Origin of the sequence: Amycolatopsis sp., from assembly GCF_035276945.1 — a bacterium.
Classification (GTDB): domain Bacteria; phylum Actinomycetota; class Actinomycetes; order Mycobacteriales; family Pseudonocardiaceae; genus Amycolatopsis_E.
On the sequence record NZ_DATELF010000113.1, the window covers coordinates 1 to 16,241 of the forward strand.

Sequence of the window (16,241 nt, forward strand, 5' to 3'; positions counted from 1 at the left end):
CCTGGTCTTGGGTGTCGTCGAACCCGAACTCCGCCCACCCGCCGGAGTTCGGGCGTGGGCTGGGTTCGATGACGCCGTCGTTGGTGAGCAGCACCGGCTTGTCGTCCGCGACGGTGACCACAGCGGGCGTCGCCTGCTTGCGGTCAGCGGCCTCCCGCTCAGCCACCCCCGCGACCGGCCACAAGTGGGTGGGCTGCTCGTTCAGTGCTTCGTCGCCGCCACAGGCCCCGCAGATCGGGATGCAGCGGCAACTGGTGACGCGGGAGCCCGCGGGCTTGATCGGGTCCCCATCGGGGAGTGGGCCGTGGCAGCCAGCGGGCGCAGATGCCCTGGCTGATTGCCAGGGTCACCTGCGCAGCGATGTCTACCGCGTCGTCCTCGTCCACATACCGCTCCAGGTGCGCGAGGAGGCACTGAGGGCGGTACGGGTGGCACCCGGAGAAGGAAGTCGTCACAGGTGGTCCCGCTCCGCCGAATCCGACACGGAGGCGCGACCCATCGCATAGACGTGCGCGAACGCGGCGCTGAGCCCGTCCCGGTGGGCCGACTCCTCGCCCGCGGCCGGGTAGTCGACCCACAACTGCGCCTGGCCCTCGATCACGCCATCGGCGGTGTGGTCGTCCTGCCGCGACCAGACGACCATCTGGTCGCCGGACTGCCAGAACGTCTTCGTGTGGAGGCGGGTCACACCGTCGATGTCATCGATCGGCTCGCAGCCACCCTCACACCACGAGGCGGTGCACGGCCGCTCGGCGGCGATCTTCAACAAGCTGGCGGTGGTCTCCGGGCTCGCGATGGCCGGGCTGGCGGTTACAATCGTCATTGCCGGTTCCTTTCGGCTGTTGGTTGTGAGTTGGCGGGTGGCCCGTGGCAGCGGGCCCCGCCGTTTTTTGTGGGTTGTCGCAGGTCAAGCGACTTTTGCGGCCGACTCGTCGGTGTCACTGGCGAGCCCCAGTGCCCGCAGCACATCGGCGGTTGCCACGCGGTATGAGCCGCCCAGGCGAAGCACCTTGACGGGGAACTGCCCGGTTCGGGCCAGTTCGTAGGTCTTGGTGCGTCCGAATCCGAACGCCCGGCCGCCCGTCACGAGGTCGATCATGACCGGTAGTGCCAGCAACTCGGCCTGGGTCATCCCGATTTGGGTCTTCATGACTCAAACTCCCTGTCGTGTTGGGTCATGTCGGAACATTACGCTTAGGGTCGCCCTGTGTCAAATAGTCCGTGTTATTGTGCTCCTGTGACCCAAAACGACGAGTGGCACAAGCACTTGGCCGAGGTGGTAGCCACCGAGATCAAGCGACATCGCAAGCGGCGGAGGATGAGCGCTCAGCGGCTGTCCGATGCGACAGCGGAACTTGGAGCGCCTATCCCCCGCACTGTGCTGTCGAACTTCGAGAACGGACGACGGCCCACCATCAGCTTGGCCGAATTGCTGGTCATCGCGCGGGCACTGGAAGTTCCGCCCATACTGCTGATCTTTCCCATCGGCCGCGTCGACAGAAGCGAGTTCTTGCCCGGCGCACAGGCGGAGCCGTGGATTGCTGCCCGATGGTTCTCGGGAGAGGAAGATCTTGAAGATGTCCTTCCCCATAAGTCCGGTCAAGAATGGCACAAGGACGGGAGGCTTCCGGTTGAGTTATTTCGAGACCACGATCATTGGTCTGCACAGCTCGTTCGGGCACAAGCAAACTTCTTGAAAGCTCAGCAGAACCTTATCGCTGCGGAAGCGACAGGGGAGGATCCAAACCCCGCCTGGCTACAGGAGAACGAGTATTACGACAATATCGAGTCTGGCCGGTCCTCGCGGAAGCAGATGGTCAACCTACTTAGGCGCGAGGTCGAGCGCACAGAGCGATCTTTGCAAAGAGTACGAGATGACATGCGGGCCGCTGACTTGATTCCTCCAAAATTGTGGCCAGACTTCGCCTACCTGGAAGGGGAACCTGATGGGCAGTAACGACCGGGGGCGAGAGATCGACAGACGCGCCTTGAAGCTCGCGCCTGGTAAGCACAACGGGCTGACGAAACGTTGCGGTTGCACCGAGATCGGGGCCGATGGTAAGCGGCGCGAACTTGGGATGACCTGCCAGAAACTGGTGAAGCTCCAGTTCGACGGTGCTGGCAACCTAAAGGTTGACGAGAAGGGCCGCGCCCTGTGGGACTTTGACTCGAAGCACGGCGGATGGGGATTTCAGATCGACATCGCCGCGCCACGGGGGTCGGGCAAGGAAAGGCAGCGCCTGCGCAAGTTCGGTTTCAAGACGCTGACCGAAGCGAAGAACGCTCGTGCTCAGATCGAAGCGAAGGGCACTAGCGCGAAGACCCGCCGTGTCGGCCTGACGAGCCTGACAACCGAGGATGCGCTGACGCAGTGGCTGAAGACACGGAAGGTCCGCAAGAACACGCTGGTCAGCTACACCGGCCACGTGGACAACTATTTGATTCCATACCTCGGCAAGATCAAGTGGCGTGAACTGTCGGTAGACGACGTGGCCGAGATGTTCCGCTCTATTGAGGATGAGAACGAGCGGATTCGGGAGTCTCTGAAGGTCAACCCGCGGGGTATGCGCCACTCCAACTTGACCAAGGCGCAGAAGGCTGCGGGAGTGAAGCGGGAACAGCGGCGCGTCGCCGGGCCGCCCACGCTGGCGAGGATCCGAGCGACCGGCAGAAAGGCGTACAACGACGCCATGAGGGCTGGGGCAGTGTCAGGCCCGAACCCCTTCGCTCTCGTGGAACTTGAGTCCGGCGCAGCACCAAAGCCGAAGCTCTGGACGAAGGAGCTTGAGGCGAAGTGGCGCAAGACCGGTGAGGTGCCGCAGAGGAACATGGTGTGGACCGCAGCACACACGGGCCACTACTTGGACGTGGTGGCGGAGGAAGTCGCGGCTGGCCGTGAGGAAGAAGTCTTGTATGACCTTTTCGATCTGGCCAGCTACACCGGTTTGAGACGCGGCGAGTTGTGCGGGTTGCGCTGGTCCGAGGACGTGAACCTCGACGAGGGATGCCTGGACGTTCAGATCCAGCTCGTCGTGATCGAGGGCAAGGTGGAAGAGGGCCCGGTCAAGAGTGACGCCGGCCAGCGACGCATACCCCTCGACTCGGAAACCGTGGCAGGTCTGCGGCGTTTGCGGAAGTGCCAGTCGGAGGCCCGGTTGGGGCTGGGTACGGCGTGGGTCGACAGCGGCCGTGTCTTCTGCCGGGCGGATGGGTCACAGCTCAACCCGGACAGGGTCTACGACGCGCACGTGCGGATGGTGAAGAAGGCCGATCTGCCACCAGTCACGATCCACGGGTTGAGGCGTGGTGCGGGGTCGATCGCGATTGCGTCGGGCCAGTCGGTGAAGGGGGTGTCGGCGATGCTCGGGCACGCCCGGGAGGGAGTCACCGAAGACCACTACGTGGTGGTGGCGGACGAGATGACGCGGGAGATCGTCACCGCGACTCGGTCGGCGATCCCACGCAAGGGCACCGGACAGGCGGTGTGAACCCCCGAGATGGCACCGAAAAGGCACCGAAGCGGTATAGGAATACAGGACTGGCCGTGCGTAAGCGGATCTATAAATGGAGAAAACCCCCGGATGACCAGGGGTTTTGCGAGGGTGGCGGGTAGAGGATTCGAACCTCTGAAGGCAGTGCCGTCTGATTTACAGTCAGATCCCTTTGGCCGCTCGGGCAACCCGCCATGGCCGGTCTTGCCAGCCGGTGAACAGAGTACCCAACGTTCCACCGGTCCGGGCAACCGGGTTACCGGAGCGGTCTAAGGTGTGGGCTACCCGACAAACGAGCGTAGGTGAGGTAGGACAACGTGGCGGATCCGTCGTTCGACGTGGTGAGCAAGGTCGATCGCCAGGAGGTGGACAACGCGCTGAACCAGGCCGCGAAAGAACTGTCCACGCGCTTCGACTTCCGCGGCGTCAACGCGAAGGTGACGTGGGCCGGCGAGGAGGCGGTCACCATCGAGGCCGAGACCGAGGAGCGGGCGCTGGCCGCGGTCGAGGTGTTCAAGGAGAAGCTGATCAAGCGGGGGATCTCGCTGAAGGCGTTCGACGCCGGTGAGCCCGCGGTTTCCGGGAAGATCTACAAGGTCAACGGCAAGATTATCCAGGGGATCGCGACCGACAAGGCGAAGCAGATCGCGAAGTTCATCCGCGACGAGGGGCCCAAGGGCGTCCAGGCCCAGATCCAGGGTGATCAGCTTCGCGTCTCGGGCAAGAAGAAGGACCACCTTCAGGAGGTCATCGCCCTGCTCAAGGACAAGGACTTCGACATTGCCCTCCAGTTCACCAACTACCGCTAGGTCTCGACACGGCCCGACATCCGGCAGCCGCTGAGGCTGACGGGGCGACTCGCACGTCCCGAAAGACCGACTCGCGGAGCCCGAAAGACCGACTCGTACGTCGCGGAAGACCGACTCGCGGGGCCTGGAAGACCGACTCGCGCGGGTTGCGGTGGTTACACTCTGGTTGTCATTCCGGCGCGCAACGTGAGGGGGACGCTAAATGCGCCGTCTGGGGAGCGGCTTCGTGCTGTTGGTGTCGGTGTTCCTGATCGGAGGGCTGGTGACGCCGGCCGAGGCGGCCGATCGGCATCGCCTGGTGACCGGGGCGTACCCCAGGCTGTTGCGGTTGCAGTACAACCTGCTCTTCCGGGGACGGATCGTGGCGGCGGTGAGCGGCTGGGACGGTCGCGGGCCGTTCGCACCGATCTACGAAAGCACCGACGAGGGCGCGAGCTTCCACAAGATCGGCGAGGTGCGCGATCCCGAGGGCGCCTGGGGCGAATGTTGCGGGACGTTGTACGAGCTGCCGCGACGTGTCGGCCGGATGCCCGCGGGCACGCTGCTGTGGGGGGCCAGCTACCGCCAGGAAGCGGGCGTGGCACGGCAGGTCGGGATCAGGATCTGGGCCAGCACCGACGGCGGGCGGCACTGGTCGTTCCTGTCGGAAGCGGTGCGGTCGCCCGATCACACGGGGATCTGGGAGCCGGAGTTGACCGTGGACAACGGCGGCACGCTGTGGCTGCATTTCGCCGACGAAACGCTGGAGCCCCGGCACAGCCAGGTGCTGACCCGGATGGCATCGACGGACGGAATCACCTGGGGTCCCGGGCAGTTGACCATGGCCGTGTCGCCCAGCGCGGCCCGGCCCGGCATGCCCATCGTGCGGAGGCTGCCGGACGGCCGCTACTACTTCGGATACGAGATCTGCAACTACGGAGACCGCTACTGCGACCCGTACTACAAGATTTCGGCCGACGGCGCCGACTTAGGCGATCCGGCAGATCCGGGCACCCGGGTGACCACCGCGAGCGGTGCCTACTTCCAGCACGCGCAGACGGTGGCCGTGTTCCCTGACGGGCGGCTGGTGATGGTCGGCCAGATCTACACCGACCGCGACGGGCAGCCGCTGCCGTCGAACGGCCAGGTGCTGCTGGCCAATGACACTTCCGGCGCGGGCCACTGGTACGAGCTGCCCGCGCCGGTGGCCGTGCCGGACCCGTTCAACGACTACTGCCCGAACTACAGTTCGACCCTGCTCCCGGTCGACGGCGGCCGGAACGTGCTCGAAATCGCGGCCGACTACGAAAACGGCATCTGCACGACCTACTTCGGCAAGGGTGCCGCGTAGGCCCGGCCAAGTGCGGCCGCGAACGTTTCCACCGGCTGCGCGCCCGAAATCCCGTACCGGTCGGCAAGGACGAAGAACGGCACCCCGTTCGCACCCAGCGCTCGCCCGCGTTCGGCATCGGCGCGGACGGCGTCGGCGTACGTGCCTTCCTTGAGCACACGCACGGTCTCGTCACGGTCCAGCCCGGCCTCGGCGGCCAGGTCTGCCAGCGACTCGTCGTCGAAGACCGAACGCTGCTCGGTGAAGTAGGCCCGGAAGAACCGCTCGACCACCTCGACCGCGAGACCACGCTCACGCGCGAGGTGCAGCACGCGGTGCGCGTCGAAGGTGTTACCGATAACACTGCCGTCGAGCTTGTATTCGAGCCCCTCGGCGGCGGCCAAGCCGACGAGCCTGTCCTCCATGGCCTGGAACTCGGCCTCGCTTATCTGGTACTTGGCGGCGAGCATGGACGCCTTCGGCACGACCTCTTCACGTGGGTGCCGTGGGTCGAGCTCGAAGGAGTGGTACACCACCTCGACCTCGTCGCGGTGCTCGAAATCGGCCAGCGCACGCTCGAAGCGCCGCTTGCCGAGATAGCACCAGGGACAGACCACATCGGACCAGATGTCAACGCGCACGTTCGGGCGAACGTGACTGCATCCCGCGTTATTCCCGCGCAGCGCGGTGAACCAGGTGCCGAGCACCTCGCTGCCCCGGCCCGAGCTGTGACCGGATCCCGCGCCTCGGCGATCATGCGAGCCGCCTCCATCGCCGCGCTGAGCACCAACTGCGCGAGGGCACCGGCGATCCGCGGCTTCGAAGGCAGTCGAGGCATCGAAAAACCCGAAATCGCCGGACTCCACGCTTCTCGCGGCCATTCACCTACATTCCCCGGGTATGTAAATGGCGCCCGATAGGGTGGGGCGCATGAGAGGCATCGTGCTGGCAGGTGGCAGCGGAACGCGCCTGCACCCGATCACGCAGGCCGTGTCGAAGCAGCTACTGCCCGTATACGACAAGCCCATGATCTACTACCCGTTGTCGGTGCTGATGCTCGCCGGAATCCGGGAGATCCTGGTCATCTCCACCCCCACCGACCTGCCGAGCTTCCAGCGACTGCTCGGCTCCGGCGACCAGTTCGGCCTGCGCCTGAGCTACGCGGAGCAACCGAGTCCCAACGGGCTCGCCGAGGCGTTCCTGATCGGCACCGACTTCATCGGCGACCAGGACGTGGCGCTCGTGCTGGGCGACAACATCTTCTACGGCCAGGGATTCTCCGGACGCATGCGGCAGGAAGTGTCCTCTTTGGATGGATGTGTGCTGTTCGGTTACCCGGTGAAGGACGCCCAGCGCTACGGCGTGGGCGAAACCGACGACGGCGGACGGCTGATCTCCATCGAGGAGAAGCCGGCGCTGCCCAAATCCAACAAGGCGATCACCGGGCTTTACTTCTACGACAACCAGGTGGTCGAGATCGCCCGCGGGCTGCGGCCGTCCTCGCGAGGCGAACTGGAGATCACCGACGTCAACCTCACCTACCTGAGGCAGAACCGGGCGAAACTGGTCGACCTGGGCCGCGGGTTCGCCTGGCTCGACACCGGCACGCACGATTCGCTGCTGGAAGCCGCCCAGTTCGTGCAGGTACTGGAACACCGTACCGGCGTGCGCATCGCCTGCCTGGAGGAAGTCGCGCTACGGATGGGGTTCATCGACCCGGACCAGTGCCTCGCCCTCGGCCTCAAGCTGTCGAAATCCCCATACGGCGAATACGTCGTTTCCGTCGCGCGGGCGGCGGGCGCCACTTCCTAGAACCCGCGGCGGGCCATCTCCTCGAGGCGGCGGATGCGGTCCGGAATGGGCGGGTGTGTGGAAAACAGCCGAGTGAAGTTGTCGCCGGGCCGGAACGGGTTGGCGATCAGCAGGTGCGACTGGGAGACCAGCTGCGGCTCCGGCACCAGCGGGGCCGCCCGCGTCCCGTACTCAAGCTTGCGCAGCGCGGACGCCAGCGCCAGCGGGTCGCCGGTGAGCTGGGCGCCCGACTCGTCGGCCTGGTACTCCCGCGACCGGCTCACGGCCATCTGGATCACCCCGGCCGCGATCGGGCCGATCAGCACGAGCAGGAGCGAGACCAGCGGGTTGGCGTCCTCGCGGTCGCCGCCGCCGAAGATCCCCGCGAACATCGCCAGGTTGGCCAGCACACTGACCATGCTGGCCAGCGCGCCGGCCACGCACGAGATCAGGATGTCGCGGTTGTAGACGTGCGAAAGCTCGTGCCCGAGCACGGCCCGCAGCTCACGCTCGGTCAGCAGACCGAGGATTCCGGTGGTGCAGCACACCGCGGCGTGCCGGGGATTGCGCCCGGTGGCAAACGCGTTCGGTGCCTCGGTAGGGCTGATGTACAGCCGCGGCATCGGCTGGCGGGCCGCGGTGGCCAGCTCCCGCACGATCCGGTACATCACGGGCTGCTCGGCCTCGGACACCGGCCGCGCCCGCATCGCGCGCAGGGCCAGGGTGTCGGACTTGAAGTACGCGTAGGCGTTCATGCCCAGCGCGACCGCCAGCCCGACGAACAACGCGGTACGCCCGAACAGCGAACTGATCCCGACGATGATGGCGCTCAGCAGGCCAAGCAGCAGCGCGGTCTTCAATCCGTTCTGATGCCTCACGGCGCTGACGCCTCCTTTTCCCTTACTCCCGACAGTTTGAACGCACGAAGCGGACGTGAAGTTCCTTCGCGCATTGTTCAAGCCGGCCAAGGAGCCGCGCGGGGCAGCACGGAGGCAGGTGGTGAATTCCGTCACCGGCCCGGCACCAAGATCGATCAAGAAACGTGACCTCGGGTATGAGCCGGATCACTTCTTCCAGCTCGCGAGCGTGGGCAAGAGCGACCTGCTCGAGGCACACACCACACTGGGTTTCCTTGCCGCACACCGACCGGGTGAAGCTGCGGGCCTTGATCACCGTGTGCACAACCGACGGCCCGCTCGCCAAGGCGATCACCACGCCGGACGTGCTCTCCGGCGGCCGCGCCGTCCTCGGTATCGGCGCGGGCCGGCACGAGGAGGAGTCGCGGAGCCTCGGTTCCCGTTCCCCTCCACGAAGGAGCGTTTTTGAAATACTGGACGAAACGTTCGAGTATGTCCCGAAAATGTGGTCGCACACATCAGGGCGCACCGGTTGTCGGACTTTCCGCAGGCACTTTCCCGGCCACATCCGCCGATCATGGTCGGTGGTGGCGGGAAAGGAAAAACCGTGTACACCTTCCTGAACATCGGGGAGCAGGCGGACGAGCTCAGGACCGAGCCGCGCCAACTCCCGGGCTCAGCGCCGACGAGAGGATCGGCTCGATCACGGGCGGCCCGGCGCCCGAGGTGGCCACGTACTGATCGACCGACGGTCGGGGCACCTTCCCGCGAAAAGTGCGCTGTCCCACCGGGAAGTCGCGGCGAGTCGGTGTAACGGCACCCCGCCGGCCAGCGACCCATGTTCAGCAAGTCGACCGGCGGGAGTTGTCACATGCGGATAAGCGTTTTCGGGCTCGGCTACGTGGGATGCGTGTCCGCGGCATGTCTTGCCGGGCAAGGACACGAAGTCGTCGGGGTGGACGTCAACCCGGTGAAGGTCGATCTCGTCGCCGGCGGAAAGGCACCCGTCGTCGAGGAACGGATCGGTGAGCTGACCGCGGAGGTCGTGACCAGAGGCGCGCTGCGCGCCACCGTCGACGTGGAAGACGCGATCGCGAACAGTGAGATCTCGCTGATCTGCGTCGGGACGCCGTCGGCGCCCAACGGCAGCCTCTCCACCGTCTACCTGGAGCGGGTCACCGAGCAGATCGGCAAGGCGCTGGCCGCCGTCGAGCGCAGGCACACCGTCGTGTTCCGCAGCACGATGCTCCCCGGCACCTGTCTCGACCTGCTGGTTCCCATCCTGGAAAAGGCGTCGGGGCGCACCGCGGGTGTCGACTTCGGGGTCGCGGTCAACCCGGAGTTCCTGCGCGAGGGCAGCAGCGTGCGGGACTTCTTCGCCCCACCTAAGACCGTGATCGGCGAGTTCGACACCGAAAGCGGCGACGCGGTGGCCACGCTGTACGAGGGTCTGCCCGGCGACGTGTTCCGGGTGCCCATCCCGGTCGCCGAGATGACCAAGTACGCCGACAACGCCTTCCACGGCTTGAAGATCGGCTTTGCCAACGAAATCGGGGCGATCTGCCGGGCGCTCGGGCTCGACTCCCACAAGGTGATGGACGTCTTCCTCGCCGACCGCAAGCTCAACGTCAGCCCCGCCTACCTGCGCCCCGGTTTCGCCTTCGGCGGGTCCTGCCTGCCGAAGGACCTCCGCGGCCTCGTGTACGCGGCGCACCGCGCCGACGTTTCGGTGCCGCTGCTCTCGCACGTGCTGCCATCCAATGAAGAACACCTCAAGCGCGCGTTCGAACTGGTCGCGCGCTCCGGGAAGCGCCGGATCGGGCTGTTCGGCCTGTCCTTCAAGCCCGGCACCGACGACCTGCGCGAAAGCCCCCTGGTCGAGCTGGCCGAAAGGCTTCTCGGCAAGGGCTACGACCTGCGCATCTACGACGCCAACGTGAGCATGTCGCACCTGCTGGGCGCCAACCGCGAGTACATCGAAAACCGCCTGCCGCATCTGGGGCAGTTGCTCACCAACTCGATCGAAGAGGTCGTCGCGCACGCCGAAGTGTGTATCGTCGGTTGCACCGAGAAGGCCGTGCTGGACGCGCTCGAACCCGGCGACGGCCGTGTACTGATCGACCTCGTCCGCGTTCCCGGCGCCGAGCGGCGCCGGGCCGAAGAAGGATATGTGGGCCTTGCCTGGTAAAGCGACGAGCCCTGGGCGCAGAGCCCTCGTTCTCGTGGAGAACCTTTCGGTGCCGTTCGACCGCAGGGTGTGGCAGGAATGCACCACGCTGCGCGACGCGGGCTGGGAGGTGCACGTCATCTGTCCACAAGGGACAAAACGCGACACCGAGCCCGAAGCCGAGATCGACGGGGTGCGCATCCACCGGTACCCGCTGCGGGCCGCGACCGGCGGCCCCGCGGGGTACCTGCAGGAGTACGGAACGGCGCTGTGGCACACCTTCCGGCTGGCCCGCAAGGTCGGCCCGGTGGACGTCGTGCATGCCTGCAACCCGCCGGACCTGCTGTTTCTCGTGGCACGCATGCTCAAGCGCCGGGGCGCGCGGTTCATCTTCGACCAGCACGACCTGGTGCCCGAGCTGTACCTGTCGCGGTTCGACCGCGGCCAGGACCTGCTCTACCGCGCGGTGTGCGCGCTGGAGCGCATGACCTACCGGGCGGCGGACGTGGTGATCTCGACCAACGAGAGCTACCGCGAAGTCGCGTTGCGCCGCGGGGGAAAGCGGCCGGAGGACGTGTTCGTCGTGCGCAGCGCGCCGGCCGTGGAGCGCTTTCACCAGGTACCCGCCGAGCCGGAGCTCAAGCACGGCAAGCCCCACCTCCTGTGTTACCTCGGCGTGATGGGACCGCAGGACGGGGTCGATTACGCCCTGCGGTCGCTGGCGAAGTTGCGCGACGACCTCGGCCGGTCCGACTGGCATGCGGTGTTCGTCGGCGGCGGTGACACCTTCGACGAGATGGTCGTGCTCGCCGACCGGCTCGGCCTCGCCGACCGCGTCGAGTTCACCGGCCGCATCCCGGACGCCGACCTGCTCCGCTATCTGTCCACATCGGACATCTGCCTGTCGCCGGACCCGCTGAACCCGCTCAACGACGTGTCCACGATGAACAAGGTGCTCGAGTACATGGCGATGAGCCGCCCCATCGTCTCCTTCGACCTCAAGGAGGCGCGGGTTTCCGCCGGTGAGGCCGCGGTGTACGCACCGGCCAACGACGAACTGGAGTTCGCCAAGCTGATCGACCGGCTCCTCGACGACCCCGAGGAGCGCCGACGAATGGGCGCACTGGGCCGGGAACGCGTGGCCGGGCCGTTGTCCTGGCGTAACTCCCAACAGGCGCTGCTGGCCGCCTACGGAAGGGTCAGCCGGCAATGACCGACGAGACGGTACGGCTGACCTCGGTCGGCCGGATTCTGCGCAGGCGGTGGCGCCTGCTGGTGGCGCTCTCGGCGCTCGGCGCGCTCGTCGGCGCCGGTGCCTCGCTCCTGTTCTCCCCCGGCTACCAGGCTTCCGCGAGTGTCCTGCTCCAGGGCCCGCGGGAGGCGAACGAACTGCTGACCGAGGCGCAGGTGGCGCAGAGTACGTCGGTGCTCGACCGCACCGCCTCCACGCTCGGCTGGAAGGTCACCGGAAACCAGTTGCAGAAGTCGGTCACCGCGGCCGTGACCGACGGCAACATCGTCCGGATCACCGGGACCGCGGCCACCCCGGGCAAGGCGCAACAGCTGGCTCAGCAGGTCGCCGAACAGTACATCGCCTTCTCCGGCCAGCTCATCACCAACACCTCCGACGCCGCCGCCCAGCAGTTCCAGCAACAGAAGGAGGCGCTGCGGCAGCAGGTCGCGCAGACCAACCAGCGCCTCACCGACCTGGCCAAGCAGGCCACGGGCCCGGGCGTGGAAAGCGTCCAGGTGCGGACGCAGCTCGAGGGCTTGCGGACGGGGCTCGCGGAGGCGATGACCAAGCTCGACCAGGCGGACGCGGCGTCCAGCACGGCGAAAATGGCCCTGGTGGGACCGGCCGAGCTGCCGACGAGCCCGGCCTCGCCCACCATGGTCCAGTTCGTCGCGGGCGGCGCGCTGCTGTTCTTCCTGGCCGGAGTGCTCGGGCACCTGTTCGCGGCCCGCGCCGACAAGCGGCTGCGCTCCGAGTCGGAGATCGCCGCGGCGCTGGGCTCACCGCTGCTCGCCGGGGTGGACGTGCCGGACGAGCCGTCGAAGGCCCCGGGCGGGCTCCTGCCCAGGCTGCGGCGGCTGGTCTGGGACGACCGGCCGTGGGACATCCCCCCGTTCCCCGCCGCGGCCGACGAGGACGGGCTGAGCACCCGCTACCGGAGGGCGCTGAGCCGGATCCGGGACGGGTCCGACTCCGGGGTCCGCGTGCTCGTGCTGGTCGCCGCCGACGATCCGACCGCGCACAAGGCGGTCTCGAGGCTGGCTCTCACGGCGGGCGGTGAGCGTGCGGCGGGCCCGGTCGTGCTGCAGCTGGCCGATGTCAGCGCGAAACGGCCCACGGTCCCGGAGGACGACCGTGTGGCGGGCGTCATCGCGGTCATGACCGCGGGGACCAGGACCGCGTGGGAACTCGTCGGCATCGCCGAGGCCTGCCAGGACGCCGGACACCGGATGCTGGGCACGATCGTCACCCACCGGACCACACCGGTCGAACCGAACGTCCCGGCCGACCGGCCCCTGGAAGCGATGGCGGCTCAACCGTGAGCACCTCTCCTGCTTCCCAGCCTCTGGTCGACCTGGGCGGACTGCTCGCCGGAATCCGGCGGCGCCGCCGCTTCTGGCTCACCTTGGGCCTGATCGGGCTGCTCGCGGGCGGCGCACTGGCACTTCTCCTGCCGTCCCCGCCGACCGCCTCCACCCGGCTGCTGATCATCCACGAGGAAGACCAGCCCTCCGACTCCGGAACCCTGATCAAGACCGACCTCGCCGTGCTGGAGACGAGCCGGATCGCCGCCGCGGCGGTCAGGACCCTGCACTCCACCGAGAGCCCGGAAGACTTCCTGAAGCACATCAGTGCCGTCGGGGTGTCGAACAACGTGCTCGAGTTGAGCGCCAAGGGATCGAGCACCGGGGACGCGGTCGCCCGCGCCAAGGCGATGGCCGACGCGTTCATCAACGACTACGTGCAGCGTATTCAGGCCGGAGCCACCGCCGAGCAGCAGGCGCTGTTCAAGCAGCGTGACCAGGCTCAGGCGGAGCTGACGCAGGTCGACGCGCAGATCACCCAGGCGACCGGGCGCAGTTCCCAGACGCCGGCCACCCAACTGGAGTCCCTTTACGCCCACCGCGCGGACCTCGCCTCGCGTGTCTCCGATCTGACGGGGCGCGCGGAAGAAGCGGGCATCGGGGCGCCGAAGGTCGCGGCGGGAACCCAGATCATGGACGCCCCGCATCCGGTCCCCTCTTCGCTGCTCAAGACCGGGGCCACGGACGCCGGGATGGGGCTCGCGCTCGGGCTCGTGGTCGGGATCGCGCTGTCCGCGATTTCGGGCGTGGTGCGGGACCGGCCGGTGCTGCGGCGGGACATCTCCGCGCATCTCGGCGCGTCGGTCATCGCACAGTTCAGGACGCGCAGTGTCAAGGAGCGCAAGCGGGTCGCCACCACGCTGGTCCGGATCATCGACGGGGTTCCGAACACGGTGTCGCTGCTGGAACTCGGCTGTCCCACGGTCCAGGCCGCGCTGGCCCAGGACATGGCGGAGGAAGTGGGCACCGACGGCGAGGGCGTACGCCTCGGCTCGGTCACGCCCGGGACGTCGTGGACCGATCTGCCGCAACTCGGATCCGAGACCTTGCTCATCGTGCGTGCCGGATTCGCGAACGCACAGTGGCTGCACACGGTGGCGCGGCAGCTCGCGGACTGCCAGATCCCGATCCTCGGGGTGGTGCTGGTGGATCCCGATCCCAAGGACCACACCGACGGCACGCTCTGGGACGGACTGCACACCGCGCTGCGCGGCCGGGACCGCAAACCTCAGACACACAACGGCGAACTGCCGACCAAGATCCTGGCGCCGGTCAAACGGGAGGTCTCGTGAACGGGAAGAAGGCGGGAGTCTGAGGTGTGCGGGATCGCGGGAACCTACCGGTGGCCGGATGGCGGGCCGCTGACCGACCGGCTCACCAAGGCGCTGGCGCACCGGGGGCCGGACGGCGCCGGCCGTTACAGCCACACCACCGGTGACGCCGAAGTCCACTTCGGACATCGACGCCTGTCCATCATCGACCTGTCCGAGACCGGCGCCCAGCCGATGGTCTCCGACGGACTCGCGCTGATCTACAACGGTGAGCTGTACAACGCGCCGGAACTGCGTGCCGAACTCGAAAGCGCCGGGGTGCGGTTCCGGGGCACCTCCGACACCGAAGTCCTGCTGGAGGCTTGGCGGCGCTGGGGTACCGGCTGCCTGCCGAAGTTGCGGGGCATGTTCGCGTTCGCGATCTTCGACGAACGCACCGGGGACGTGGTGCTCGCCCGCGACCAGCTGGGCATCAAGCCGCTGTTCTTGTTGCGGCGCAACGGCGGGCTCGTGTTCGCCTCGGAACTCAAGGCGCTGGCGAGCGAACTCGGCGGGTCACTGACCGTCGACAACGCCGCCCTCGTCGCCTCCCTGCTGTACTACTGGGTGCCCGACGGCCGCTGCGCCTTCAAGGAGGCCGAAAAACTGCCACCCGGCAGCTGGCTGCGGTGCCGGGCGGACGGGACGTTCGAAGCCGGCCGCTTCTACTCGCTGCGGGAAGTCGCCGACGAGGCACAGCACGCCCCGGAACCGGACCTGGGCGCGGTCATCGAGGAATCCACCCGGAAGCACCTGCTTTCCGACGTGCCCGTGGCGACCTTCCTGTCCGGCGGCCTGGACTCCAGCTACCTGACCGCGCTCGCCGCGCGCCACCAGCCCGGCATCTCCGCCTACACCATCGGATTCCGCCCGGAGGACGCCAAGTTCGAGGCGATGCCCGACGATCTGCGCTACGCCCGCCAGGTCGCCGCGCGGTTCGGCGTCGAGCTGCACGAGATCGAGATCGCGCCGCAGGTGCTGGACCTGTTGCCGCGGATGACCTATCACCTCGACGAGCCCATCGGCGACCCCGCGGCGATCAACACGTTCCTGATCTGCACCGCGGCCCGTGCGGCCGGGGTCAAGGTGATGCTGTCGGGCATGGGCGCCGACGAGCTGTTCGCCGGGTACCGCAAGCACTTCGCGAACCTGCTGGCCGTGCGCTACCAGCGGATCCCACAGGGCGTGCGCCGCCCGGTGGAATCCCTTGTGGACAGACTTCCGGTGGCGACGGCGCGCCGGGGCTACCGTTCGGTGCGGTTCGCCAAGCGGTTCCTGTCCTTCGCCGAACTGCCCGAGGAAACCGCGTTTCGTCGCAGCTACACGATGTACGACCGGATGGAACTGCTCGACCTGCTCAACCCGGACCTCGCCGAATGCGTCGACGACGTGCTGACCGAGCACGCCGACACCTATCACGACAACGCGCTCGACGACTTCGTCAACCGCATGTGCCTCGCGGACGCGCGGCTGTTCCTGCCCGGCCTGAACCTCACCTACACCGACCGGTCGAGCATGGCCGCCTCCACCGAGGTGCGGACGCCGTTCGTGGACGTGGAGGTCGTGAAGGCCGCGTTCAGCATTCCCGGCAACCGGAAGATCGTGGGCAGGCAAGGAAAGGCCGCGCTGAAGCAGGCCGCGTCTCGAATCCTGCCGAAGGAAATCGTGTACCGGCCGAAGGGCCTGTTCAGCGCGCCGCTGCGCGCATGGATGAGCCGGGACCTCGCGCCGCTGATGCGTGAGGTCGTGCACGACGGCGTGCTCGTCGAATCGGGCTTCCTGCGACGAGACGCGTTGCGGCGGCTGGTCGAGGAGGACGCCTCCGGCCAGCAGGACAGGTCGAAACACCTCTGGCACATCTTGACCTTGGAGTACTGGTACCGCTCGGCGGTTCAGGGAGCGTAGGGAG

Annotated in this window: 15 protein-coding genes and 1 tRNA gene; 11 read left to right on the top strand and 5 right to left on the bottom strand. The window is 67.2% G+C overall.

Translation table 11 applies throughout. The annotated features are described in order from the left end of the window. Positions 1-451 precede the first annotated feature (451 nt). Together VJT49_RS20270 and VJT49_RS20275 are read right to left on the bottom strand one after the other, a co-directional pair. Positions 452-823 carry a hypothetical protein gene (locus tag VJT49_RS20270; protein WP_324166434.1) on the bottom strand — a complete coding sequence of 124 codons (372 nt, stop codon included), beginning with the start codon at positions 821-823 and terminating at the stop codon, positions 452-454. An 84-nt stretch (positions 824-907) separates the two neighbouring features. After that, positions 908-1,150: a DNA-binding protein gene (locus VJT49_RS20275; RefSeq protein WP_324166435.1), complete on the bottom strand. Its 243-nt coding sequence runs from the start codon at positions 1,148-1,150 to the stop codon at positions 908-910. 87 nt (positions 1,151-1,237) lie between these two features. Between VJT49_RS20275 and VJT49_RS20280 the strand changes: the two genes are divergently transcribed. Next, a complete protein-coding gene (locus VJT49_RS20280; RefSeq protein WP_324166436.1) occupies positions 1,238-1,957 on the top strand; it encodes a helix-turn-helix transcriptional regulator in 720 nt (239 codons plus the stop codon). Next, a complete protein-coding gene (locus VJT49_RS20285) occupies positions 1,947-3,488 on the top strand; it encodes a site-specific integrase (protein ID WP_324166437.1) in 1,542 nt (513 codons plus the stop codon). The genes VJT49_RS20280 and VJT49_RS20285 overlap by 11 nt, the downstream gene beginning before the upstream one ends. Before the next feature lie 115 nt (positions 3,489-3,603). Here the strand turns inward: VJT49_RS20285 and VJT49_RS20290 are convergent. Next, positions 3,604-3,685 (bottom strand) — tRNA-Tyr (locus tag VJT49_RS20290). Positions 3,686-3,808: 123 nt separating this feature from the next. Between VJT49_RS20290 and VJT49_RS20295 the strand changes: the two genes are divergently transcribed. After that, positions 3,809-4,300, top strand: a complete 492-nt coding sequence (locus VJT49_RS20295) for a YajQ family cyclic di-GMP-binding protein (RefSeq protein ID WP_324166438.1) — start codon at positions 3,809-3,811, stop codon at positions 4,298-4,300. Between the two features lie 202 nt (positions 4,301-4,502). Then, complete coding sequence (locus VJT49_RS20300) at positions 4,503-5,630, top strand: sialidase family protein (RefSeq protein ID WP_324166439.1); 1,128 nt, start codon at positions 4,503-4,505, stop codon at positions 5,628-5,630. Here VJT49_RS20300 and VJT49_RS20305 read toward each other — a convergent pair. Continuing rightward, positions 5,606-6,250: a DsbA family oxidoreductase gene (locus VJT49_RS20305; RefSeq protein ID WP_324166440.1), complete on the bottom strand. Its 645-nt coding sequence runs from the start codon at positions 6,248-6,250 to the stop codon at positions 5,606-5,608. The genes VJT49_RS20300 and VJT49_RS20305 overlap by 25 nt on opposite strands. Before the next feature lie 289 nt (positions 6,251-6,539). Here VJT49_RS20305 and rfbA point away from each other — a divergent pair, with 289 nt between their 5' ends. Then, a complete protein-coding gene (rfbA, locus tag VJT49_RS20310; protein WP_324166441.1) occupies positions 6,540-7,421 on the top strand; it encodes a glucose-1-phosphate thymidylyltransferase RfbA in 882 nt (293 codons plus the stop codon). Here rfbA and htpX read toward each other — a convergent pair. Further along, complete coding sequence (gene htpX, locus VJT49_RS20315) at positions 7,418-8,278, bottom strand: zinc metalloprotease HtpX (protein WP_324166442.1); 861 nt, start codon at positions 8,276-8,278, stop codon at positions 7,418-7,420. The two genes, rfbA and htpX, sit on opposite strands and share 4 nt — an antisense overlap. A 176-nt stretch (positions 8,279-8,454) precedes the next feature. Here htpX and VJT49_RS20320 point away from each other — a divergent pair, with 176 nt between their 5' ends. The 6 genes from VJT49_RS20320 (at position 8,455) to asnB (ending at position 16,237) form a co-directional block, all read left to right on the top strand. Continuing rightward, positions 8,455-8,880: an LLM class flavin-dependent oxidoreductase gene (locus VJT49_RS20320; protein ID WP_324166443.1), complete on the top strand. Its 426-nt coding sequence runs from the start codon at positions 8,455-8,457 to the stop codon at positions 8,878-8,880. 248 nt (positions 8,881-9,128) lie between these two features. Continuing rightward, complete coding sequence (locus VJT49_RS20325; protein ID WP_324166444.1) at positions 9,129-10,445, top strand: nucleotide sugar dehydrogenase; 1,317 nt, start codon at positions 9,129-9,131, stop codon at positions 10,443-10,445. Then, a complete protein-coding gene (locus VJT49_RS20330) occupies positions 10,426-11,637 on the top strand; it encodes a glycosyltransferase family 4 protein (RefSeq protein ID WP_324166445.1) in 1,212 nt (403 codons plus the stop codon). The genes VJT49_RS20325 and VJT49_RS20330 overlap by 20 nt, the downstream gene beginning before the upstream one ends. After that, positions 11,634-12,980, top strand: a complete 1,347-nt coding sequence (locus tag VJT49_RS20335; RefSeq protein ID WP_324166446.1) for an exopolysaccharide biosynthesis protein — start codon at positions 11,634-11,636, stop codon at positions 12,978-12,980. The genes VJT49_RS20330 and VJT49_RS20335 overlap by 4 nt, the downstream gene beginning before the upstream one ends. After that, positions 12,977-14,314, top strand: coding sequence for a Wzz/FepE/Etk N-terminal domain-containing protein (locus tag VJT49_RS20340; protein WP_324166447.1), 1,338 nt, complete (start codon positions 12,977-12,979; stop codon positions 14,312-14,314). The genes VJT49_RS20335 and VJT49_RS20340 overlap by 4 nt, the downstream gene beginning before the upstream one ends. 24 nt (positions 14,315-14,338) lie before the next feature. After that, positions 14,339-16,237 carry an asparagine synthase (glutamine-hydrolyzing) gene (gene asnB, locus VJT49_RS20345; protein WP_324166448.1) on the top strand — a complete coding sequence of 633 codons (1,899 nt, stop codon included), beginning with the start codon at positions 14,339-14,341 and terminating at the stop codon, positions 16,235-16,237. Positions 16,238-16,241: the final 4 nt, after the last annotated feature.